At 74.7% G+C, this 20,755-nt stretch carries 22 protein-coding genes and 1 pseudogene; 10 read left to right on the top strand and 13 right to left on the bottom strand.

Going from position 1 to position 20,755, the window contains the following annotated elements; translation table 11 throughout:
- Positions 1–71 precede the first annotated feature (71 nt).
- The 4 genes from ABZY91_RS36705 to ABZY91_RS36690 all read right to left on the bottom strand — a co-directional run bounded on the left by ABZY91_RS36705 (position 72) and on the right by ABZY91_RS36690 (position 3,755).
- Entirely contained in the window at positions 72–995 is a 924-nt protein-coding gene (locus tag ABZY91_RS36705) for a terpene synthase family protein (protein ID WP_355407899.1), read from the bottom strand.
- 85 nt (positions 996–1,080) lie between these two features.
- Positions 1,081–2,097 (bottom strand): hypothetical protein, encoded by a 1,017-nt coding sequence (locus ABZY91_RS36700; RefSeq protein WP_355407897.1) that lies wholly within the window; start codon positions 2,095–2,097, stop codon positions 1,081–1,083.
- Between the two features lie 182 nt (positions 2,098–2,279).
- Positions 2,280–3,014, bottom strand: a complete 735-nt coding sequence (locus ABZY91_RS36695; RefSeq protein ID WP_355407895.1) for a methyltransferase domain-containing protein — start codon at positions 3,012–3,014, stop codon at positions 2,280–2,282.
- A gap of 258 nt (positions 3,015–3,272) precedes the next feature.
- Positions 3,273–3,755, bottom strand: coding sequence for a MerR family transcriptional regulator (locus tag ABZY91_RS36690; protein WP_355407893.1), 483 nt, complete (start codon positions 3,753–3,755; stop codon positions 3,273–3,275).
- 58 nt (positions 3,756–3,813) lie between these two features.
- Here ABZY91_RS36690 and ABZY91_RS36685 point away from each other — a divergent pair, with 58 nt between their 5' ends.
- Positions 3,814–5,145 (top strand): MFS transporter, encoded by a 1,332-nt coding sequence (locus ABZY91_RS36685; protein ID WP_355407891.1) that lies wholly within the window; start codon positions 3,814–3,816, stop codon positions 5,143–5,145.
- Positions 5,146–5,538: 393 nt separating this feature from the next.
- Positions 5,539–6,159, top strand: coding sequence for an HAD family phosphatase (locus ABZY91_RS36680; protein WP_355407889.1), 621 nt, complete (start codon positions 5,539–5,541; stop codon positions 6,157–6,159).
- A gap of 40 nt (positions 6,160–6,199) precedes the next feature.
- On the opposite strand, the gene ABZY91_RS36675 is transcribed toward ABZY91_RS36680, so the two are convergent.
- The 3 genes from ABZY91_RS36675 to ABZY91_RS36665 all read right to left on the bottom strand — a co-directional run bounded on the left by ABZY91_RS36675 (position 6,200) and on the right by ABZY91_RS36665 (position 7,996).
- Complete coding sequence (locus tag ABZY91_RS36675) at positions 6,200–6,805, bottom strand: CatB-related O-acetyltransferase (RefSeq protein ID WP_355407887.1); 606 nt, start codon at positions 6,803–6,805, stop codon at positions 6,200–6,202.
- A gap of 130 nt (positions 6,806–6,935) precedes the next feature.
- Entirely contained in the window at positions 6,936–7,145 is a 210-nt protein-coding gene (locus ABZY91_RS36670) for a DUF397 domain-containing protein (protein ID WP_329879174.1), read from the bottom strand.
- Complete coding sequence (locus tag ABZY91_RS36665) at positions 7,142–7,996, bottom strand: helix-turn-helix transcriptional regulator (protein ID WP_355407885.1); 855 nt, start codon at positions 7,994–7,996, stop codon at positions 7,142–7,144. The genes ABZY91_RS36670 and ABZY91_RS36665 overlap by 4 nt, the downstream gene beginning before the upstream one ends.
- A gap of 63 nt (positions 7,997–8,059) precedes the next feature.
- Here ABZY91_RS36665 and ABZY91_RS36660 point away from each other — a divergent pair.
- From ABZY91_RS36660 to ABZY91_RS36645, 4 genes and pseudogenes are all read left to right on the top strand, one after another.
- A pseudogene (locus ABZY91_RS36660) lies at positions 8,060–8,644 on the top strand (ATP-binding protein); the annotation flags it as partial.
- A 64-nt stretch (positions 8,645–8,708) separates the two neighbouring features.
- Complete coding sequence (locus ABZY91_RS36655; protein ID WP_355407883.1) at positions 8,709–9,029, top strand: hypothetical protein; 321 nt, start codon at positions 8,709–8,711, stop codon at positions 9,027–9,029.
- 13 nt (positions 9,030–9,042) lie between these two features.
- Positions 9,043–9,351 (top strand): Rid family hydrolase, encoded by a 309-nt coding sequence (locus ABZY91_RS36650; RefSeq protein WP_355407881.1) that lies wholly within the window; start codon positions 9,043–9,045, stop codon positions 9,349–9,351.
- A gap of 179 nt (positions 9,352–9,530) precedes the next feature.
- Positions 9,531–10,778, top strand: a complete 1,248-nt coding sequence (locus tag ABZY91_RS36645) for a hypothetical protein (protein WP_355407879.1) — start codon at positions 9,531–9,533, stop codon at positions 10,776–10,778.
- A gap of 184 nt (positions 10,779–10,962) precedes the next feature.
- On the opposite strand, the gene ABZY91_RS36640 is transcribed toward ABZY91_RS36645, so the two are convergent.
- From ABZY91_RS36640 to ABZY91_RS36630, 3 genes are all read right to left on the bottom strand, one after another.
- Positions 10,963–11,784, bottom strand: a complete 822-nt coding sequence (locus tag ABZY91_RS36640; RefSeq protein ID WP_355407877.1) for a M23 family metallopeptidase — start codon at positions 11,782–11,784, stop codon at positions 10,963–10,965.
- Positions 11,785–11,924: 140 nt separating this feature from the next.
- Positions 11,925–12,662: an ABC transporter gene (locus ABZY91_RS36635; protein WP_355407875.1), complete on the bottom strand. Its 738-nt coding sequence runs from the start codon at positions 12,660–12,662 to the stop codon at positions 11,925–11,927.
- A gap of 112 nt (positions 12,663–12,774) precedes the next feature.
- On the bottom strand, positions 12,775–13,443 hold the full coding sequence (locus tag ABZY91_RS36630; RefSeq protein WP_355407873.1) for a DNA-binding response regulator: 669 nt from the start codon (positions 13,441–13,443) through the stop codon (positions 12,775–12,777).
- Between the two features lie 67 nt (positions 13,444–13,510).
- On the opposite strand from ABZY91_RS36630, the gene ABZY91_RS36625 reads away from it, so the two are divergent.
- Entirely contained in the window at positions 13,511–14,353 is an 843-nt protein-coding gene (locus tag ABZY91_RS36625) for an oxidoreductase (RefSeq protein ID WP_355407871.1), read from the top strand.
- A gap of 407 nt (positions 14,354–14,760) precedes the next feature.
- Complete coding sequence (locus ABZY91_RS36620; RefSeq protein WP_355407869.1) at positions 14,761–15,105, top strand: hypothetical protein; 345 nt, start codon at positions 14,761–14,763, stop codon at positions 15,103–15,105.
- 100 nt (positions 15,106–15,205) lie between these two features.
- Here ABZY91_RS36620 and soxR read toward each other — a convergent pair whose 3' ends face one another.
- Positions 15,206–15,709 carry a redox-sensitive transcriptional activator SoxR gene (gene soxR / locus ABZY91_RS36615; RefSeq protein WP_329952110.1) on the bottom strand — a complete coding sequence of 168 codons (504 nt, stop codon included), beginning with the start codon at positions 15,707–15,709 and terminating at the stop codon, positions 15,206–15,208.
- A 55-nt stretch (positions 15,710–15,764) separates the two neighbouring features.
- On the opposite strand from soxR, the gene ABZY91_RS36610 reads away from it, so the two are divergent.
- Positions 15,765–16,493, top strand: a complete 729-nt coding sequence (locus ABZY91_RS36610) for a transketolase (RefSeq protein ID WP_355407867.1) — start codon at positions 15,765–15,767, stop codon at positions 16,491–16,493.
- A gap of 150 nt (positions 16,494–16,643) precedes the next feature.
- Positions 16,644–17,537 (top strand): transketolase C-terminal domain-containing protein, encoded by an 894-nt coding sequence (locus tag ABZY91_RS36605; protein ID WP_355407865.1) that lies wholly within the window; start codon positions 16,644–16,646, stop codon positions 17,535–17,537.
- A gap of 7 nt (positions 17,538–17,544) precedes the next feature.
- Here the strand turns inward: ABZY91_RS36605 and treZ are convergent, their stop codons facing one another.
- Both treZ and ABZY91_RS36595 read right to left on the bottom strand, forming a co-directional pair.
- Positions 17,545–19,362: a malto-oligosyltrehalose trehalohydrolase gene (treZ, locus tag ABZY91_RS36600; protein WP_355407863.1), complete on the bottom strand. Its 1,818-nt coding sequence runs from the start codon at positions 19,360–19,362 to the stop codon at positions 17,545–17,547.
- Positions 19,359–20,723: a hypothetical protein gene (locus ABZY91_RS36595; protein ID WP_355407861.1), complete on the bottom strand. Its 1,365-nt coding sequence runs from the start codon at positions 20,721–20,723 to the stop codon at positions 19,359–19,361. The genes treZ and ABZY91_RS36595 overlap by 4 nt, the downstream gene beginning before the upstream one ends.
- Positions 20,724–20,755: the final 32 nt, after the last annotated feature.

The following is a 20,755-nucleotide window of genomic DNA, read 5'->3' as shown; positions in this document are numbered from 1 at the left end:
CGATCGCGGCCCCGGGTGGCCGTGGCGCTCCCGGGGCCGCGATCGTCGGCGGGGCCGAGCGACGCGGGGGCTCAGGAGGGCGGGTCGTCCGGGCGGACGCGGTCCAGCAGGGGCAGGAGCTCCAGCGGCGCGCCCGGGTAGCGGGTCGCGGCCAGTTCCCCGTACGCGGCGCGGTTCCCGTCCACGACACGGGCCAGCAGCACCGCGAACGGACGGTCCTGCGCGGCGGCGAGGCCCCGCACGAGCTCGTTGTACCGGGCGACGGCGCCCTCCGCCGCCGCGCGTGGACCCTCGCCCGAGCGGGCGAGGGCGAGCACGGTGTTGCCCGACGGCGGGCGCGGCCCCGCACGGCCCTCGACGGCGGCCGAGAAGAGGTCGTTGGCCAGGTACACCGCCTCGACGGCGGTCACGACGAGGCGGTCGTCGGCGGAGCCCGGGTCCGGCGGCGGCAGACCCTGCACCAGCCGCAGGCACTCGGCGTACGGGAGGACGCCGATCGTGCGTGCCCGCAGGTGCAGCAGCCGGTCCGGTGGCAGCGGCTCGGCGGCGAGGTCGGCCGCCGCCTCCTCGGCGACGGCGGAGCAGAAGTCCGCGAGCAGCGCGACCAGGCGGTCCCGGTCAGCCCCGCGCGCCCGCAACCCGTCCAGCAGGGCACGCAGTTGGCGGCCGGGCTCGTCCTCACCGCTCTCGTCCCCGCGGCGCAGCCGGTCGGCCAGTGCGCGGGCCTCGCCGGCCGGGCCGTCGTCGACGAGGAAGAACAGGACGACGTAGCGGGCCACCGCCAGGTGTTCCGCGAAGCCTGCGCCGGCCGGTCCGCAGGGCGCGGAGAACACGGCGGCGTAGACCGACTCCAGGGCGTGCCGGGCCGCGCCGCGCCCGCAGGCGCAGGAGGCCAGCGCCTCGCCGAGCAGGGCGCGGGCGAGGCGGCGGCGCAGGGGGCCGGTCAGGGCGCCGCGGTAGGGCGTGAGCAGGACGTCCGGGGCGTCGGAGGTCATGGGCTCGGGCCTGGGTCTGGGCCTGGGTCCGGTCCCCGCTTCGGGCGGGGCGCGGGTGGCGGCGGGAAGACGGCCACCCCGGCGGTCATCGCGGCTCGCGGCCCTGCTCCGGCCGCAGGGCGCGCAGGGCGAACAGGGTGCTGAGGTGCGGCGAGCCGAAGTACAGCGGCAGGCGTCCGGCACGGAAGTACGCGCGGGCAGGCCAGGAACCGTCCGCGCGCTGGGCCCCGATCAGCCGGCGGCGGTACTCGGGCCGGCCGTCGGGGACCTCCGCGTACTCGGCGGCGATCGTCAGCAGCGCCAGGTCGAGCGGCGCCGGGGGGAGCGGCCGGGCCCGGGCGACGACCGCCCGGCGGACCGGCCCGAGGAGGGCGGTGTGGACGGCCGCCGCACGCGCGGCGGAGTGGAACAGCGCCTCGGGGGAGGGGTAGTAGCGGGTGGTGGAACCGTGCACCTCCCGCCGGACGTACCGGAGCGTCGCCTCGGCGGCCGGGTGCGGCAACGTGGCGCGTGCGCCCGGGAGTCGGAGCGCGTGGAGGACGTTGGCGGCGGCGACGGCGTCGTACCGGAGACCGTGCGGCGGGGCGGCCTCGTCGTGCCAGTAGACGGGGACCGGGACCGCTGCGGGGCCGAGACCGTTGGGCTGCCCGGCTCCCAGCAGCTCCCGGGCGACGGCCGCGGTCCGGTGGGGTGCGACCAGCCCGTGCCGGACCAGCCCGCCGAGGGCGACGGCGGTGCTGTCCGTATCGGCCGGGAACGGCGCGCCGAGCGGGAAGCAGCGGTACCGGTGCCCCGCGCGGTACCGCTCGACCTGGCGGGCGAGTGCGGCGACCAGCTCGCGCTCCTCGGACCGGTCGCTGTCCGGCGCCAGCAGCGCCAGGCCCCACATCGCGGAGAACCCCTCGTGGTCCGGTTCGAACCCGAGGTCGGCGCCGTGGGCGGCGAACAGGTACCGGCGGGCCTCGATCCCGGTCAGCGGCGCGCGCAGATCCCGGTCGGCGGCGACGAGGGCGGGCGGCAGGCCGTCCGGGCCGAGGGCCCGGTGGAGGAAGGCGAGAGCGCGCTGGACGGCCGCGTCCCGAGCCGCTTCGTCGGCGGGCATCCCGACCCCCTTTCACCGACCGGGTTCAGGGTAGGGCGGATCCGCTCGGCCCGGGAGGGCGTGCGCCGTCGCCGGGCGTCGCACGCCCCGCCCGCACACCCTGCCTGCACGCGCCGTCCCGCGCGGGGCCGCCCGCGTGGGATCGTCCGCACGCGCCGTCCGTAGGGGCGCGCGCGGGGCCGTCACGCCTGCGGTGGGCGCCGGAAGAGGGCGGTGAGCAGGACGGGGATGCCGGAGAGCCCGGACTCCGGCGGCTGCGGGACCATCGGACGGATCTCGACCTCAGTGAAGTCCGTGAGGAGCCGGCGCAGTTCGTCGGCCGTGAAGGCCGGCCCGCCGTCCAGCCGGCCGTTGCGGTACAGCTCGGCGTCGGGCAGCTCCGACCCCGTGGCCCCGGCCGCGAAGCAGTTGACGACGAAGGACCCGCCGGGAACGAGGACACGGTCGAGGAGCGCGAGGTAGCTGACCCGCCGGTGCGGCGGGAGGTGGTGCAGGCAACCGGAGTCGTACACCAGGTCGTAGCGGGTGAGCGGGAGTTCGGGGCCGAAGACGTTGCCGCAGTGGAACCGGACCGCCGCGCCCGCCTCGTCCGCCCGCTCCCGGGCCCGGGCGACGGCGGTCGCCGAGAGGTCGACGGCGTCCACTTCGAAGCCCTGCGACGCCAGGTGGATCGCGTTCCGCCCGGCCCCGCAACCGAGGTCGAGCGCCCGGCCGCCGGGGGCGAGGAGACCGCGGTCCAGGTAGGAGACGAGGTTCTCGTCGGGCTTCGGGACGAAGAACGGGCGCCCGGAGGACCGGTCGGCGTGGAAGTCGTCCCACCAGCCCGAGGCGTCGTCCGTCCAGCGGTCGGCCTCCGGGAGGAACAGCCGGTCGAGGAGGGTGAGGACGTCTTCGACGGTACGGATGTCGCGGTTCAAAGGCTGCCTTCCGAAGGGGGATCCGAAGGACAGCCCAGGAGTTCGAGGGCGTCCGACCATCCCCGGTCCGGCTGCCCGGAAGGGCCTGTGGGGCAGCCTCCGGGCGGGCCCGCGGACGGATCGACGGGCGGGTCCACGGGTGGGGTCCGTGGCCCGGAGGGGGTGTTCCCGGAGGCCGGGAACGGGCCTTCCGGCGGTGCGGCGGAGTGGCGGGGACAGGAGGTCCGGATAGACGTTCGGTCTCGTTCGCGGGCCCGGTCAGGACGACGCGCCGGCCTGCTTCGGTCCTTGCCTCGGGCGCTGCTCCGGGCCTTGCTCCGGGCCCTGCTCGAACCCGGCGGCCGGTGCGGCCGGTGCGGCCGGTGCGGCCGAGAGGAGTTCGCAGTCGGTGAAGTTCATGCAGCCGCAGGCGAGACAGGCGGCGACGGCGGCGCGCAGTTGCTGCGTCTCGCGGACGACCCGGTCGAGTTCGGGCAGCTTGCGTTCGGCCAGCTCGCGCCACTGACGAGTGGCGCCCCGGTCGGGGGCGTCGTCCAGGAGCCGGCGGATCTCGGCGAGCGTGAAACCGGCGCGCCGGGACATCCGGATCAGCGCGAGGCGCCGCAGCGTCGCGGCGGGCCAGACCCGGCGACCGCCCTCACGGCGGGCGGCCGGCAGCAGCCCGAGGCTCTCGTAGTAGCGCAGGGCGGACGGCCGCAGCCCCGCCTGCCGGGCCAGCTCCCCGATGGCCAGGTACCGCACGGCATTCCTCTCGGACCGGCTTGACTTCAAGCGCGCGTGAACCGCTTGCCTGGCCCGCATGATCTCATCTGCCCTGCGCTCCGGGCTGCCCCGGGACTACCGGCCGCTGTTCGAACGGCGCGGACCGTTCCGGCGGCTGCTGCCCGCCTTCGCGGTGTCCGACCTCGGCGACGGAATGAGCGTGGTCGCGGTGGCGTGGCTCGCGCTGCAACTGGCCCCGCCCGGCGGCTCCGGCCTGCTGGTGGGCGCGGCCGTCGCCGCCTACGTCCTGCCGGGCGCCGCCGGCGGGCTGTTGCTCGGCCGGTGGCTGCGCGGCCTGCCCGCGCGGCGGCTGATCCGGGCCGACGCCTGGACCAGGGCCGTCCTCCTCGGCTGCGTCCCCCTCGCGTGGGCGCTCGGGGTGCTCGGCCCGGCGCTCTACCTGGCGCTGCTCGCCGGCTCGTCCCTGCTGCACGCGTGGGGCAGCAGCGCCAAGTACGCGTTGGTGGCCGAGGCCGTGCCGCCCGGGCAGCGGCTGGCGGCGAACGTCCTGCTGAGCACGAGCACCTGGGTCGCCACCGTCGCCGGACCGGCGCTCGCCGGGGCGCTGGCGGTGGCCGTCGCCCCGGCGTGGCTGATCGGGCTGGACGCGCTCTCCTTCGCGGTCCTGGCCGTCCTGGCCGTCCGCTCGGGCCGTCCGGACGGCAGGGGAGAGGGCCGGGAGGAAGAGGGGCGGGAGGACGGCGTGGCGGCGGCAGTGGCGCCGCCCGCCGGACCGCGTCGCTCGGGCGAGGGCCTGCGCGTCCTGCGGACCCGGCCCGGGCTGCTCGGACTGCTGGCGTTGACCTGGTTGTTCAACCTGTTCTACGGCCCGGTGGAGGTCGCCCTGCCGCTGTTCGTCGGGCAGGACCTGCACGCCGGACCGGGGCTCCTCGGCCTCTACTGGACGGCCTTCGGCCTGGGGGCGGCGCTCGGCACCCTGGCCGTCGGCGCGCTGCGGCGGCTGCCGGTGTGGCCGATGCTGCTGGGCATCGTCGCCGCCCACGGCCTGGCCATGCTGCCGTTCGCCCTGCACGGGCCGAGCTGGTCCTCGGTCGTCGGCTTCGCCCTGGCCGGGGTGGTTTACGGGCCGTACAGCGCGCTGGCGCTCAGCCTGTTCCAGGACGGTGTGCCGCCGGCCGCCCTGACCGCCGTGCTGGCCCTGCGCGCCTCCGTCCTGCTGACGGCGGGCCCGGTGGGCACCGCGCTGGGCGGCCCGCTGACGGCCGTCCTCGGCCCGCGCCAGGTCCTGGCGGGCGCGGGCCTCGCCATGGCCGCCGTAGCGGTCGGCGCCGCCGTGGTGAGGGTCCGGTCCCTGGCGAGGGGGCGGATCCCGTCGCCGGCAGGGCTCCTGAGGCAGGAGACGCGGTAGCGGTCCCGCTGCGGCTCGGGACGCCCGCGCGCCGCCCCGCACAGGACGTCGGATCGGTCGACTTCCTGTGCGGGGTCTTTCCGGACGGTTCGTGGCCGGGTCGGCTCGCCGGGCTCCACAGCGACGGTGACGGCGGCCCGTCGGCGGTGTGTCGGTCCTCGCAGAGCGCACGACGGAGGCGGCTTGCGCCGGTGGTCGGCCGGTCCGACTTCCTGTGCGGGATCCTGCGCTGATCAGGGTGATCGGCGGCGTCGAACAGCGAGAAGCCGACGGGTGCCCGGGCATGGGCGCACGGCCGTGAGTGCCGGCCCCGACGGACGAGCTCGCGTGTGGAGTCCGACGGCGCGGGGCCGGGTACCGGGGAGGGAGGAACGACTCACCAGGGGGAGCGGGATGGCCTATCGCGGTTTGATCGTCGACTTCGCGGGCGTGCTGAGCACTCCGCTCGGACTGTCCGTGCGGGCGTGGTGCGATCGGCAGGGGCTGCCGTCGGACGCGTGGCGCCGCGCGCTCGTGGACGACCCGGCGGGGCGGGCGCTGTACGTGGAGCTGGAGTTGGGCCGGATCTCGCAGGCGGAGTGGAACCTGCGGACGGCGGAACTGCTGGGCGGGATCGAGCACGAGGACCTGATGGGCCGGGCCCACGCGGAGGTGCGGGCCGTACCGGAGATGGTGGCCCTGGTGGAGTCGGCGCGACGGGCGGGGCTGGCGGTGGCGCTGCTGTCCAACTCGTACGGGGTGGATCCGTACAACCCGTACGTGGCCACCGGGGTGTGGGATCTGTTCGACGTGCAGGTGATCAGCGGGGACGTGGGGTTGGCCAAACCCGACCCGGAGATCTTCCGCCTCACGCTGGACAGGATGGGGCTGGCGGGCGAGGACTGCGTCTTCGTGGACGACTACCCCGCGAACCTCCTTGCGGCGGAGGAGTTGGGGATCACCACGGTGCACGCCGACGGGCCGGCGGCGGCGAGCCGGGCGGCGGGGATCCTGGGTCTGGCGCCGGGGCAGTGAGACGGGGAGAGTCCCGGGCGCGCGCCGCCGGAGGGGGCGGTCACCTGTCCGGCGCGGCGGCTTCGAGCGCCTCCGGGGAGCCGGACATGACGGTGCGCAGGTGCTGTGTGAGGTGTTCGGCCGGCCAGTCCCACCAGGCCAGAGCGAGCAGGCGGGCGACGTCGGGTTCGCTGTAGCGGGTGCGGATGAGTCCGGCCGGGTTGCCGCCGACGATGCCGTAGTCGGGGACGTCGTTCACGACGACGGCGCCGGACGCGACGACGGCGCCGTGGCCGATCCGGACTCCGGGCATCACCATGGCGCCGTAGCCGATCCAGACGTCGTTGCCGACGACGGTGTCGCCCCGGCCGGGGAGACCGGTGAGGAGGTCGAAGTGTTCGGCCCAACTGCCGCCCATGATGGGGAACGGGAAGGTCGACGGGCCGTCCATGCGGTGGTTGGCGCCGTTCATGATGAACCGCACGCCGGTGCCCAGCGCGCAGAACTTGCCGATGACCAGCTTCTCCGGACCGTAGTGGTACAGGACGTTGCGGGTCTCGAAGCCGGTGGCGTCGTCCGGGTCGTCGTAGTAGGTGTAGTCGCCCACCTCGATCAGGGGGGACGTCACCAGCGGCTTCAGGAGGACCACGCGGGGTTGCTCGGGCATCGGGTGAAGGGTCGAAGGATCCGGCGGGGCGGAACTCACGGCAGCACTACTCCGATCACGGGCGGGGACGGCGTGTCCGTGATCGTAACCTTCGTGTGCCACCCGACCGGGGGCCGGCCTGCTGGGTTGGTCAGGTGTGGGTGGGGAGTTCGCCGGTGTGGATGGCGGTGATGAAGGCCCGCCAGGCGTCGGGGGTGAAGGCGAGGACCGGTCCGTCGGGGTCCTTGCTGTCCCGGACAGGGATGAGGCCCGTGAGACCGTCGGCTATCTCGATGCAGTCGCCTTGGCCATTGCTGTAGGTGCTCTTGCGCCACTGGATGGGTTCGAAGGTCTGCTTCATGTCTCGTACTCCTCTGCGACTTTCCTCAACCATGTGACGGACTTCTCGGGCTGCACGGACGAAGCCATGAGACGAAGGAACGTGTCCTCATGGCGCGCGACCTCGGCCGGCCGTTCCGTGTAGGTGCTGCTGGTCGTTGCCTCGGAGTAGGCCACGCTGCCAGGGATGTCGCTGAACGACAGCACAGAGAACGACGCTCCCATGGCCGCGTGTGCTCCGGCTGAAAACGGGAGGACCTGGATGGTGATGTTGGGCTTCTCATCCGCCATGAGCGCGAGATGCCTCAGCTGTGCCGCCATGGCTGGCCCGTTGCCGACGGGTCGCCGTATGACGGCTTCGCCGATGATGGCCCAGAACTGCGGGGGATCCTGTCGATTGAGAATGTGCTGACGGTCCATTCGGAGTGCCACGCGGCGCTCGACCTCTTCTGTGGACTCCGTGGGATTCATCGCTCGGATGACATGTCGGGCGTACGTCTCGGTCTGGAGTAACCCAGGAACCAGCTCACACTGGTATGTCACGATCTTCGTGGCGTCCGTTTCGAATCCGACGTAGGCCCGGAACCAGTCCGGCAATGCATCGCCGTAGGCGTGCCACCAGCCCTGCTGACGACTCTGCCGAGTCAGACTGAGGAACTGTCTCACCTCTTCGGGTGAGCTGACCCCGTAGTGGGCCAACAGCTTCGCCGCGTCACGTTCTTGTAGTGAGACCAGTCCGCTCTCGATGCGACTCAGCTTGGAGGCGGACCAGCCGAGGGCCGCGGCGACATCCTTGGCATTCATCTCGCGTGACGCACGCAACTTGCCAAGCTCACCGCCGAGCCTACGTCGCAGCACGGTCGGACTGCTCACTCGTCACACTCCCTGGCTGTTCGGGTCCTTGCATAGTCTGCCACCCCTTCCAGAGCCTCAACCATGATGGCTGAAGCTGCAATTGCTGGCGACTTGCGCTTGCAGGCAATCCATCCTGAGGTGCACGCTACGCGGAGTAACTCGACGGTTCGCCTGAGTGATCAAGGTGGCTGGTCGCCGGGCATTCCTTTGCCCTCCCGGCCGTCCTCGTGGCAGCACCACGCCTTCAACTCCCTGTACCTGGAAGGTGAATCCGCCATGTCCGGAACCTCCCCCTCTTCCGCCTCCCCCGCCTCCTCCCTCTCCTGCTGGCTGCTGCGCAGCCGGCGTTCGCCCGGGGAGGCCCGGCGGATCCTCGAACGGCTGCTCGCCGACGCCCCCGGCGGCGAGCGCTTCCTCGACACCGGGCGGCTGCTGGTCACCGAGTTGGTGACCAACGCCGTCGTCCACGGCACGCCGATCGGCCGTCGGGTCCGGCTCGTGCTCCACGTCGACCGGCGGCGCCTGCGGATCGAGGTGCACGATGCGCGTGGGGAGCGCGGTCCCGTGTTCCGCGCCGCCAGCGGGGAGGACGAGTCGGGGCGGGGCATCCTGCTGGTCAAGCTCCTTGCCCGCCGGTGGGGTTGCTGCCCGCGCGACGGCGTCGGCAGGATCGTCTGGGTCGAGGTCGCCCCCGCGCAGAGCCCGCTCCCGCCTCCGGCGAGTGTGCCGCGTGACGGACCGCCGCCCGGTCGCGGCCGAGATCACCGGCGGCATCCTGCCCCCGACCACCTACCCGCTCCTCCCGGGAGCCCTCTCCGCGCTCTGGTTCGCCCTCCAGTTCCGCCCGCTCGGCAGGGTGCAGTGGGAGCGCTTCGAGCGCTACCTGACCGGTCCCGGCGCCGACCGCTTCGTCGCCGAACACCTCACCGGCATCGGCCCGTTGTCGCTCCAGGTCCTGTTGCCGGACGGCGTGCACCACCTGCGCCTGGGCTGGACGGGCGCCGACGCCCCCGGTGCCGACACTCCCGACACCCCCGGCGCCGCCCGGTAGGCCGTCCCCGTCCTTGGGGCATGGCCCGACGGACAACACCCCGCGGCGGACCATCGGTTCCGGCTCCCCGCTCGAACCCCGCATCGGTTTCTCCCGGGCGGTCCCCAGGGGCCCCTACGTCGCGGTCGCCGGCACCGCGCCCGTCGGCGACGACGGCGTGACCGTGGGCCCGGGCGACGTCCACGCCCGGACCGTGCGCTGCCTGGACATCGCCGAGGCCGCCCCCGCGGAAGCGGGTGCCTCGCTCGGCGACGTCGTGCGGACCCGCATCATGCTCACGGACGTGAGCCCCTCGGATCGAACGCGGGCACCGCGTCGATGAACGGCGCCGACGGGGAGGCTGGCCGGCGTCGATCCCGGTGCCGTCGACGACGGGCCCGGTGGGTGCGGCGCGGATGTGTAACAGATCGTCAGGTCCGGTGCCTCTCCTAGGCGGGGGCGCGATCACGCCGATGGCGCCCCCGCGATGCGACACCTACCGAGGAATCCGGGGATCGACACATGAGGCGAGTACGAAACTGGGCCGTGGCCGCACTGGCGGCTACCGTGCTGACGGCGGCGACGGCCACCGGGGCCACCGCGGCCACCGCGGCCGGGGCGCCGGAAGCCGACGGTGTGCAGGTGGACGGCGCACGGGGGGCGGGGGCGCGCTTCACACCGGCGAAGCTGCCGTTCGAGGGCGCGGTGCTCAGCTCCGGCGCGCAGCTCGACGCCCGCACCACCTGGGCGGCCGGCTTCCGGACCACCGGGGCCGGCCAGGCGGCGGGGTTCACCCCGGTGGTCGCGGAGCGGGTGGGAGGGAACGGTGCCTGGCGTGAACTCCCTTCCCCCGTTACAGACTTCACCGGCCGGGCGACGGCGGTGGCGGGCAGTTCGCCGCGCGACGCCTGGCTCGTGGGCGATCGCGATCGGCGCACCGGCCGGATCCTCGCCCAGCACTGGGACGGCACCGCGTGGACCAGCACCACCGTCGAGGCGCCGCCCGGCGAGATCGGCTCCCTCTATCTGCTCGGCGCCTCCGCGCCGCGGCCGGGCCGGGCCTGGGCGGTCGGTGGTGCGGCGGTCGTCACCTCCCGGACCCCGGGGCCCGTCCCCGGGAGCGAATCGGTGGAGTACAGGACCACCGGACTGATCGAACGTTGGGACGGTACCGCCTGGCACCGGCTCGCCGCTCCCGAGATCGACGGGGACTGGTGGCTCAGCTCCGTCACCGAGATCGCGCCGGACGACGTCTGGGCGGTCGGGAACACCGCCTACCCCGACGACCGGCCCGTCCTGCTGCACTACGACGGCCGGGACTGGACCAGGGTCGCCGCCCCCGCCTTCACCGGGCTCTACGGCGAGTACCAGAGCGTTGCGGCCAACGGGCCCGACGACGTGTGGGTGGTGGGCCGGGCCGTCCTCACCGACAAGGACCGCGGCCACCCGCTGGTCGCCCACTACGACGGCCGCTCCTGGAGCACGGTGGCCGCCCCGGAGGGCGTGGCCGGCAAGCTGTGGTCGGTCACCGCCGTCCCGGGCGGCATGGCCGCCGTCGGCTGGGATACGAGCGGCGGGCCGGACCGGCCGCTCGGCCTGCGCTTCACCCACGGCCGCTGGGAGACGCTCGACCTCTCCGTGCCCGGCTACGCCGACCTGTCCTACCAGGCGGTGGTGGCCGGGCCGGGCGGCCGGTTGACCGCTGTGGGCGCCGGCACCACCCCGAAGTCGTCGACCTACCAGCCGATGGTGCTCACCGGCCGCAGGTGACGCCGTCCCGCTCCCGTGCCCGGCCCGGGCACGGGAGCGGGGAACGCGCGGACCTGAACGTCCGGTTCGCTACTCGGCCGGCCGGACGCTCACCTGCCGTTCGTTTCGCCGTCACCGTGACGGCGAACCGGACGGCATTCCCGGATCCAGACCTCCGCACCCTGGCTGACCAGGCACGCAAGGTTCAGACGCGGCCACTGAACAGCGTCGTGTCCTCCGGCACCCCTGTGTGCTCGGTGCCGGAGGTCTCGTCGAGGTAGGCCCACCGGAACGGCACCCCGCGCGCGGTCACCGGGTCCGGGCCGTCCATCAGTTGGAAGTGCAGGTGCGGTTCGGAGGAGTTGCCCGAGTTCCCGCATGCGCCGATCGGCTGCCCGGCCCGCACCCGGTCCCCGACGGCGACCGTGACCGAACCGCGCCGCAGGTGGGCGAAGCCGGCCACCACCCCGTCGCCGACGTCCAGCAGCACGTGGTTGCCCCACAGGTGGCGCGGCCGGCCCAGCCCCCGGACGAACCCCTCCGGGTAGAGGAACCCGTAGCCGGGCAGCGAGGTGCGCGACCAGTGGTCGCGCATCCGGCCCTCCACCGCCACCACCACTCCGTCGGCGGGTGCCAGGACAGGCCGGCCGAAGGTCGGGAAGCGTTCCGGGCGGCGCCCGAACGGCCAGACCGTGGCGAACGGCGGCCCCTGGTCCTCGCCGTCGCCCGGGGCGTACGTGAGGTCGATGGCGTACGTCTGCGCGTGGCTGTGGGTGTGACTCGGCACCTTCGTCGCGGGCCCGTTGAGGGCCGTCCAGCGACCGGTCACGGGCACGCCCACCGCCACCGGCTCCCGTGCGGCGAGCGGTCGTTGGCGTCGGACCAGCAGCCAGTGCAGCAGTCCGCCGAGGGCCAGCAGGGCGACGCCGGTGATCCACAGCGGTCCGATGCCGGAACCGTTCACCAGGACGCAGACCGCCCCCGCGCCGAAGATCAGCCCGTGCCGCTTCCAGACGGTCATCAGCATCGGCAGCCCCCCGGCGGCAGGTCACGTGGTCGACGCGGACGGACGCCCGCCCGATCACCGTACCCGGGCACCCGCCGTGCACGGACGGCCGAGGCGGCACGGTGGGGCCGTGTGGCAGTGAGGCAGCGGGGCGGAGGGCTTCAGGTGAGGTGCCGCAGGTAGGCCTCCGGGCGTTCGAGGTAGCGGCGCCAGTGGTCGACGAGGGCGAGGTCCTGCCAGCGGGTGGGCCGGATGCCGTGCTCGCCGACCTCCAGGACCGCCGCGTCCGGGGTGGCGGCCAGGATCGGGGAGTGGGTCGCGCAGACCACCTGCGCGCCGGACCGGCCCAACTCCTGGAGCAGGGCGACCAGCCGCAGGCTGGAGGTGAACGAGAGCGCCGCCTCCGGTTCGTCCAGCACGTACAGGCCGGGCCCGCGGAACATCGACTCGAAGACGCTGAGGAACCCCTCGCCGTGGCTCATCAGGTCGGTGCGCTCCTCCCAGTAGCCGGGCCATCCCTGCTTCTCGGCCATCATCCGCATCGCCGACTCCGCCCGCAGGAAGAACCCGCGCCGCCCGGAGCGCGGGCCGGAGGCCATGGCGAGGCCGCGCGGGGTGTACTCCAGGCGCAGGCGCTCGCCGAGGGCGCTCCTCGCGCGCGGCGACGCGTACCGGGAACCGCCGCGCCCGCCGTACGAGTCCAGGCCGAACGCCTCGGCCACCGCCTCGGCGACGGTCGACTTGCCGCTGCCGTTCTCGCCGACCAGGAACGTCACCGGCGCGGGCAGGGTGATCCCCGCCCCGACGAGCGCGCGCACGCACGGGACCGTCCACGGCCACGCGTCGCGGTCGTCCGCGCCGAGCAGCTGCGGGTGGACGCGTAGGCGTTCGACGATCATGCGGGGCCTCTCCGGGAAGTGCGCGACCGCCGTCGGAAGCTCGGTGGCCGTACGTCCGAGCCTAGGCGGCGGGTACGACACTCCGGGGTGGGCCGGGGCCGCACGTCGGCGGCTACGCCCGGCGCAGCCCCAACTCTCCCGCGCGCAGGCCGGCCTGGAAGCGGGATCCGGCTTCGAGCCGTGCCATCAGCTCGGCCACCCGCCGCCGGTAGGTGCGCAGCGAGAGGCCGAGCCGCCGGGCCGCCACCTCGTCGGTGAGCCCGGAGGCCAGGGAGCGGAGGATCGTGCGGCCGTCGGCGTCGAGGTGCGGGACGTCGCCGGACAGGTAGGCGTCGAGGTCGACGGCGCTGTCCCAGACCGCTTGGACCAGCGCGTGCACGCCGTCGATCAGGGCCTGCGACGTGGTCACGGTGTACTCGCGGCCGGCGGGGTTCTCCCGTCCGGCCAGGATCATCACCCGCCGGTCGATGAGGATGGTCTCGTGCGGCAGCGGTGAGCCGCTGATCCGGACGAGGGCGCCCGCGCCCTGCACCAGCCGGAGGTGGACGCGGGCCTCCTCGTCGGCGAGGGCGACCGGGCTGAGGAGCTTGCGGGTGGTGAAGCCGGGTGCGGCGGTGTCCCTCGGCCGGGTCCGGACCGCGGCCCTCGCCTCCGGCCGGGACCACGTGCGGAGGTCCCTGGCCGCGCACAGGAACTCGGTCTGCGCGGACTCGAAGAGATGGCCGGCGCGCGCGGTCAGTTCCGCGTCGCCGTGGACCGAGAACACCTGCTCGTTGCGCATCCGTCCAGTCTGGCAGCAACTGGCCACGGTCTCGCCGGGGTTCGTGGCGGCGGACAGCATGGCACGCATGACGACCACGACGTTCCCGCTCGGCGGCGACCTCCCTGTCAACCGGCTCGGCTTCGGCGCGATGCGCCTCGCCGCCGGCACGTTCGACGGCCCGCCGAGAGATCCGGCGACCGGTGTCGCGGTGCTCCGGCGCGCCGTCGAGCTGGGCGTGAACCACATCGACACGGCCGGCTTCTACAACCGCGGGGCGGTGCGCGCGAACGAACTGATCCGCAGGGCCCTGGCCCCGTACCGGGACGACCTGGTGATCGCGACCAAGGTCGGTCCGCTGCCCGGTCCGGACGGCGTGCCGATCGGGCAGGCGGGGCCCGGCGACCTGCGCGGCCTGGTGGAGGCGGACCTGCGGGCCCTCGGGCTGGACCGGCTGGACCTGGTCTACCTGCGGGTGGGCGGGCTGACCGGGCCGGGCACCGAGTCGATCGCGGAGCGGTTCGCGGTCCTCGCCGGGCTCCGCGAGCAGGGGCTGATCCGGCACCTGGGCGTGAGCAACGTCGACGCCGCCCAGCTCGCCGAGGCGCGGGCGGTCGCGCCCGTCGCGGCGGTGCAGAACTCGTTCGAGAACGGCCCGGGGCTGCTGGCCGCCTGCGAGGCGGCGGGTATCGCGTACGTGCCGTACTTCCCGCTCGGCGGGGGTTGGGTCCCGCTCGACCTCGAACGGCTCGGCCGGGTGGCCGCCCGGGTGGGCGCGACCACGTCGCAGGTGGCGCTCGGCGCGCTGCTGGCGGCCTCGCCGTCGGTGCTGGCGATTCCGGGTACCGGGTCGCTCGACCACCTGGAGGAGAACCTCGCGGCGGGCGGTCTGGTGCTCGGTGCGGAGGACCTGGCCGAGCTGCGCGCCTGATCGGGGGCACGGGGCGCGTCCCGGACTGCGGCTGCGCGGGCTCCCGTGGCTCGGGGTGGTCCCGTGGCGCAGGGTGGTCCTGCGGCTCCGGGTGTTCCTCCGTCCGCGCGGCCGGTCCCGGGGCGGTGGCGGCTTCCGGTCGATGAGCGGGCGGCGGGGCGTGGGATGCGCGACCCGCGCGACCCGCCCGGCCCGGTGCGTCCCGCCCGTTCCGGCCGTGCGGCGCGATGCCGGGGAACGCGGCAGTCGGCGGCGGGTGCTGGCGACAATTCCCCTGTCATATGCGGAACTTCACGGTCCCTCCCTATAGTCGCCGAGGCGTCTCCGGCGGGGCGCCCTCGCCGGAGCGCCGTCCGGCCGCGGGTCGCAGCGGCACATCACCACCGACAAACGAGGGCGGAACCATCGTGCGTGGGAACACCAGGGGCAAGAGGGTCGGGATCGCGGGCTGTCTGCTGGCCGGGATCGCGGCGGTGGCCGTCGTCACGGCCCCGGCCGCCGAGGCGCGGACCGCGTCCCCGACCCGGACCGAGGGCGTGAACTGCAGCACCGGGAGCTTCGGCTCGGACGGTAACCAGTGGTACTACAACATCTCCTGCTCGGCCTGGGGCACGAGCAAGTGGTGGGTGAACATCAGCTGCTCCGACGGCACCACCCGCACCTCCGGCCCGAACACGGTCTTCATGAACGTGCGGGTCTACTGCCCGCCGAACACCACACCGATCCAGGGTTGGGTGACCTACACCGCCTGACCCGGGACCGGCCCGGGCGACCGGGCCCGCCCGGGCCGGTCTGCGCCGCCACCCCGCTCGGGGTGGCGGCGCAGCACGTCGGCGGGCCGACCTGGGGTCGTCACTCCGTGAGCTCCCGCGCGGCCGGCTCGGGGCCGGTGGCGGGGTCGCGGGTGAGGAGGTAGCGGGCGCCGGGGCCGCCGGCGGCGGCGCGGTCGCCGGCGTTGTAGAGGGAGCAGCGGGTGAGCGAGAGGCAGCCGCAGCCGATGCAGCCGGTGAGCTTGGCCTTCAGGCGTTCCAGTTCGGCGATCTGCTCGTCGATCCGGCTCTGCCAGGACTGGGCGACGCCGTCCCACTCGGCGCCGCTGGGCGCGCGGCGCTCGGGGAGGCGGTCGAGGGCGACCTTGGCCTCGTCGAGGGAGAGGCCGACCCGCTGGGCGGCGCGGACGAAGGCGATCCGGCGCAGGGCGCCGCGGGCGTAGCGGCGCTGGTTGCCGGTGGTGCGGGTGGCGTGGATCAGCCCCATCCGCTCGTAGTAGCGCAGGGCGGAGGTGGCGAGGCCGCTGCGTTCGGAGAGCTGGCCGATGGTGAGGAGGTCGTGGCGGCCCGGGGGGTTGACGGTCATGGGATCACTGTAGCGGCTTGACTTGAAGTCGACTTCAAGTTGGAGCATCGTGGTCATGACGACGAGCACCCGCCCCGCCACCCCCACCGCCACCACCACTCCCACCGCCGGTTTCGCGGACCTGCCGGGCCTGATGGCCCTGATGACCGGCGACGAGAAGCACGGGCCGGCCGCCACCTCCACCCTCGACGCCCTCTGGGTGCTCTACGACCGGGTGCTGAGGGTCTCCCCGGCCACGGCCGAGGAGCAGGACCGCGACCGCTTCCTGCTCTCCAAGGGGCACGGCCCGATGGCGTACTACGCGGTGCTCGCCGCCAAGGGGTTCATCGCGCCGGAGGTGCTGCCGAGCTTCGGCGCGTACGACTCGCCGCTCGGCCACCACCCGGACCGGATGCTGATCCCCGGGGTGGAGATCAGCTCCGGGTCGCTCGGGCACGGGCTGCCGCTGGGGGTCGGCACGGCGCTCGGGCTGCGTGCCCAGGGGCTCACCGACCCGGTGGTCTGGGTGCTGATCGGGGACGCCGAGTTCGACGAGGGGTCGAACCACGAGGCGGTGGCCTTCGCCGGTGCGTACGGGCTGGACCGGCTGAACGTCCTGGTGATCGACAACTCCTCCGCCACGCACGGCTGGGAGGGCGGCATCGCGGCCCGGTTCGCCGTCGAGGGCTGGTCGGCCGAGACGGTGGACGGGCGGGACCACGAGGCGCTGTACGCGGCGTACACCGCCGAACACCCGGGCCGCCCGCGGGTCGTGGTGGCCCGGGTGGAGCCGAAGGACTCCTGACCGCCGCCCGGGCCCTCCTCCCCGCCCCCGCACCCGCCGCCGCTCCGCACCCCCGGAACCACGCCCGCACCACGCCCGCACCACGCCCGCACCACCCCGCCCCGAACGACCCCGCCCCGAACCACCCCGAACGGTAAGGAATCCCGACCGATGGACACCATGCGCGACCGCTTCGTCGACCTCACCGCCCGTCTGCTGGAGGACGATCCGCGATTGGCCGTCGTCCTGGCCGACGTCAGCGCCGCCGGCTTCACCGGGGCGGCCCGGCGTCACCCCGACCGCGTGATCAACGTGGGCATCCGGGAGCAGCTGCTCATCGGCACGGCCGGCGGCCTGGCGCTCGCCGGGATGCGGCCGATCGCGCACACCTTCGCCAGCTTCCTGGTGGAACGCCCCTTCGAGCAGGTCAAGTTGGACCTGGTGCACCAGAGCGTCGGGGCCGTACTGGTGAGCGCGGCCGGCTCGTACGACTGGCCGGCCGGCGGGCGTACCCACATGGCGCCGGGCGACGTCGCGCTGCTGGACACCCTCCCGGGCTGGACGGTTCACGTGCCCGGCCACCCGGACGAGGCGGAGCTGCTGCTGCGGCACGCGGTGGCGGACGGCGACCGCAACGTGTACGTCCGGCTCTCGGGGCACCGCAACGAGCACGCGGTGCCGGTCGAACCGGGCCGCTTCACCACCGTGCGCCGGGGCGCCAAGGGCGTGGTGCTCGCGGTCGGCCCGATGCTGGACGCGGTCCTGGCGGCCACCGCCACCCTGGACGTCACCGTGCTGTACGCGGCGACCGTGCGGCCGTTCGACGCGGCCGGGCTGCGGGCCGCCACCGAGCAGCACGCGGACGTGGTGCTGGTCGAGCCCTACCTGGCGGGGACCTCCGCCAACGAGGCGCACGACGCGCTCGCCGACCGCCCGCACCGCGTGCTGGCCCTCGGCGTGCCGCGCAGGGAGCACCGGCAGTACGGGTCGATCCCGGAGCACCTGGCCGCCTACGGCCTGGACGCGGCCTCGCTGCGGGAGCGGATCGGCACGTTCCTCTGGTGAGGCCGGGTCACCGGCGGAGCAGCGCGACCGAGTCGGGCTCCAGCGTGAGGCCGTCGCCCGCCACCGCGTACCCGCCGTAGCCGGCCACCACCTCCGCCTCGCCGCCGAGCGGCACCGTGACGGGCGCCGTGCCCAGGTTGACCGCCGTCCGGTACCGCCCCCGGTGCACCACCAGCCACCCCGCGGCGTCGTCGAACTCGGTTCGGACCGCCGCGAGATCGGGGTCGGAGAGCTCCGGCGTCCCGCGGCGCAGGCGGATCAGCGTCCGGTACCAGTCGAGCAGTCCGGCGTGCGGTCCGCTTCGCGGTTCGGTCCAGTCGAGGACGGAGCGCAGCACGGTGGCGGGCTCCTGCGGGTCCGGTACGGCCTCCGCGGCCCAGCCGTGTTCGGCGAACTCCCGTCGGCGGCCCCGGCGGACGGCCTCGGCGAGGTTCGGGTCGGTGTGGTCGGTGAAGTACTGCCAGGGGGTGGCGGCGCCCCACTCCTCGCCCATGAACAGCATCGGGGTGAACGGCGAGGTGAGCACCAGTGCGGCGCCGCAGGCGAGCCGGCCGGGGGAGAGGGTGGCGGAGATCCGGTCGCCGAGCGCCCGGTTGCCGACCTGGTCGTGGGTCTGGAGGTAGCCGAGCAGCCGGTGCCCGTGGGCGGGCGGGAACGGGCGGCCGTGGTGGCGCCCGCGGAACGAGGACCAGGTGCCGTCGTGGAAGTACCCCCGGGTGAGCGTGCGGGCGACCGCCGCCAGTGGGGTTTCGGCGAAGTCGCCGTAGTAGCCCTGGGATTCGCCGGTCAGGGCGCAGTGCAGGGCGTGGTGGAAGTCGTCGCTCCACTGGGCGGCGAGGCCCTGGCCGCCGGCCTCGCGCGGGGTGGTGGTGCGCGGGTCGTTGAGGTCGGACTCGGCGATCAGGAACAGCGGCCGGTTGGTAGCCGTGGCCAACCGGTCGACCTCGGTGGCGAGTTCCTCCAGGAAGTGGACGGCCCGGTCGTCGGCGAGGGCGTGCACGGCGTCCAGCCGCAGGCCGTCGATCCGGTAGTCGCGCAGCCAGGCGAGCGCGCTGCCGATCAGGTAGGCGCGCACCTCGTCGGAGCCGGGTGCGTCCAGGTTGACCGCCGCGCCCCAGGGGGTGTGGTGCCGGTCGGTGAAGTACGGGCCGTACGCGGGAAGGTAGTTGCCGGACGGGCCGAGGTGGTTGTGCACGACGTCGAGGACGACGCCGAGGCCCTTGCGGTGCGCGGCGTCGACGAACCGCTTCAGGCCCTCCGGTCCGCCGTAGGGCTCGTGCACGGCCCAGAGCGAGACGCCGTCGTACCCCCAGCCGTGCTTGCCGGGGAACGGGCAGACCGGCATCAGTTCGACGAAGTCGACGCCCAGGTCGACGAGGTGGTCGAGGTGGTGGGTCGCCGCCTCGAAGGTGCCGGCGGCGGTGAAGGTGCCGACGTGCAGCTCGTACAGCACCGCGCCGGGCAGCGGCCGGCCGCGCCAGTCGGTCCGTGACCAGCGGAACCCGGTGTGGTCGACGGCCCGGCTGGGGCCGTCCGGGCCGTGCGGCTGCCGGGGGGAGCGCGGGTCGGGCAGCGGGCGGCCGTCGTCGAGCACGAACGCGTAGTCCCCGGCGGGTGCGTCGCCGTGCCACCAGCCGGCGCGGGTGGGGTCGCGAGTCAGCGGGTGGCGGGTGCCGTCGACCGCCACCTCGACCAGCTCGTCCGCCGACGGGGCCCAGACCTCGTAGCGGGCCCCCTCACGCGGGGTCCCGTCACGCGGTGCCCCGGCATGTCCGGTCGCCTCACGGTGGGTCGCGGCGCGGCCGGCCGGGTGGTCGGGCGTCATGCCTCGCTCCTTCTGGTCAGCAGCGCCACCGGGTACGCCGCCAGCAGGTCGGCCACCGGTACCGGGCCGGGCGGGAAGTGGCGCTCGGTGAGCTCGTCCGTCCACCGGCCGCCGGCCGGCAGGTGCAGCTCGGTGGTGCGCCAGCCGCCGGCCCGGTCGAGGCCGTACGGCAGCCGGGTGACCGCGGTGACCACGTCCGCCCCGCGCCCGAAGGCGAGCAGGTGGTCGGCGGCGGGGCCGACCGCGGTCAGCGGCCGGTGGGCGCCGAGGGCCCGGGTCTTCCGCAGGTGCAGCGCGGTCGTGGTGAGGTGCAGCTTCTCCCGGGCCGGGTCACCCGGCCGGGTCGCGGGCGAGTCGGTGAGCCGGACGGCCAGCGCCCCGAGGTCGACGACGCCCCGGTTGTCCGGGTCGACCAGGGTGTGGAGCGGCTCCTCGCTGCCCTGGTAGAGGTCGGGCACGCCGGGCACGGTGAGGTGCAGCAGCGCGGCGGAGAGCGTGTTGGACCGCGCGTACGGGGCGAGGGCGCTCACGTACCCCTCGACCCGGGGCAGCAGCCCGGGGTGGCCGAACACGGCGCGGGCGCGGTCGGCGAGGGCGCGCTCGAAGCGGACGTCGGGGGTGGTCCAGGAGGTGTGGACCTTGGCCTCCCGGGCCGCCTTGAGGACGGCGGTGACCAGCCGTTCCGGGGTGACCGGCCAGGCGGCGACCAGGGTCTGCCAGAGCAGCCAGTCGCTGTCCCGGTCCCCGCCCGGGCCGGCCGCGGTGGACCAGGCGGCGGCCTCCGCGGCCCAGGACCGGGGCTGCTCGGCGAGGACGGCGAGCCGGGCGCGGGCGTCGGCGCTGCGCTTGGTGTCGTGCGTGGAGAGGACGGTCATGGTGTGCGGCCAGTGCCGTTCGACGTAGTGGCACCAGGCGTGGAAGTCCTCCGGCCGCAGGCCCGGCCGGGCGGGCTCGCCGCCGACCTCGTTGAGGCTCAGCAGCGCGTTCCAGCGGTAGAAGGCGGTGTCCTCGACGCCCTTGGCGGCCACCGCGGCGGCGGTCTGGGCGAACCGGGCGGCGAACTCGTCCTGCTCGGGGCCGCGGCCGAGCCGGCCGGCCGCGAGGTCGGCGACCAGCCGGTCGGTGGGGTCGGCCGAGCCGTCGAGCGCCTCGTCCAGCTGCTCCGCGGAGGCGGCGGGCAGCGGCTCGCCGGGCCGGACGTACGGGCGGTAGGCGGGGTAGCCGGTGAGCAGGCGCTGCAGCGCGGCCCGCAGCCGCTGCGGCGGGTGGTCGGCGTACGCGGGCTCGGCGGCGCCGAGCCGGACGGCCAGCCGGACCAGCCGTTCGACCTCGGCGGCGAGCTCCCCCTCGGGGGCGACCATGTCGGCCCGGCTGGGCCTAAAAGCAGCCGGCG

The organism is Kitasatospora sp. NPDC002965, assembly GCF_040611255.1.
Taxonomy (GTDB): Bacteria; Actinomycetota; Actinomycetes; order Streptomycetales; family Streptomycetaceae; genus Kitasatospora.
The sequence above is the reverse complement of the archived record's forward strand: the minus strand, read 5'-3'. Positions and strand labels throughout refer to the sequence as shown.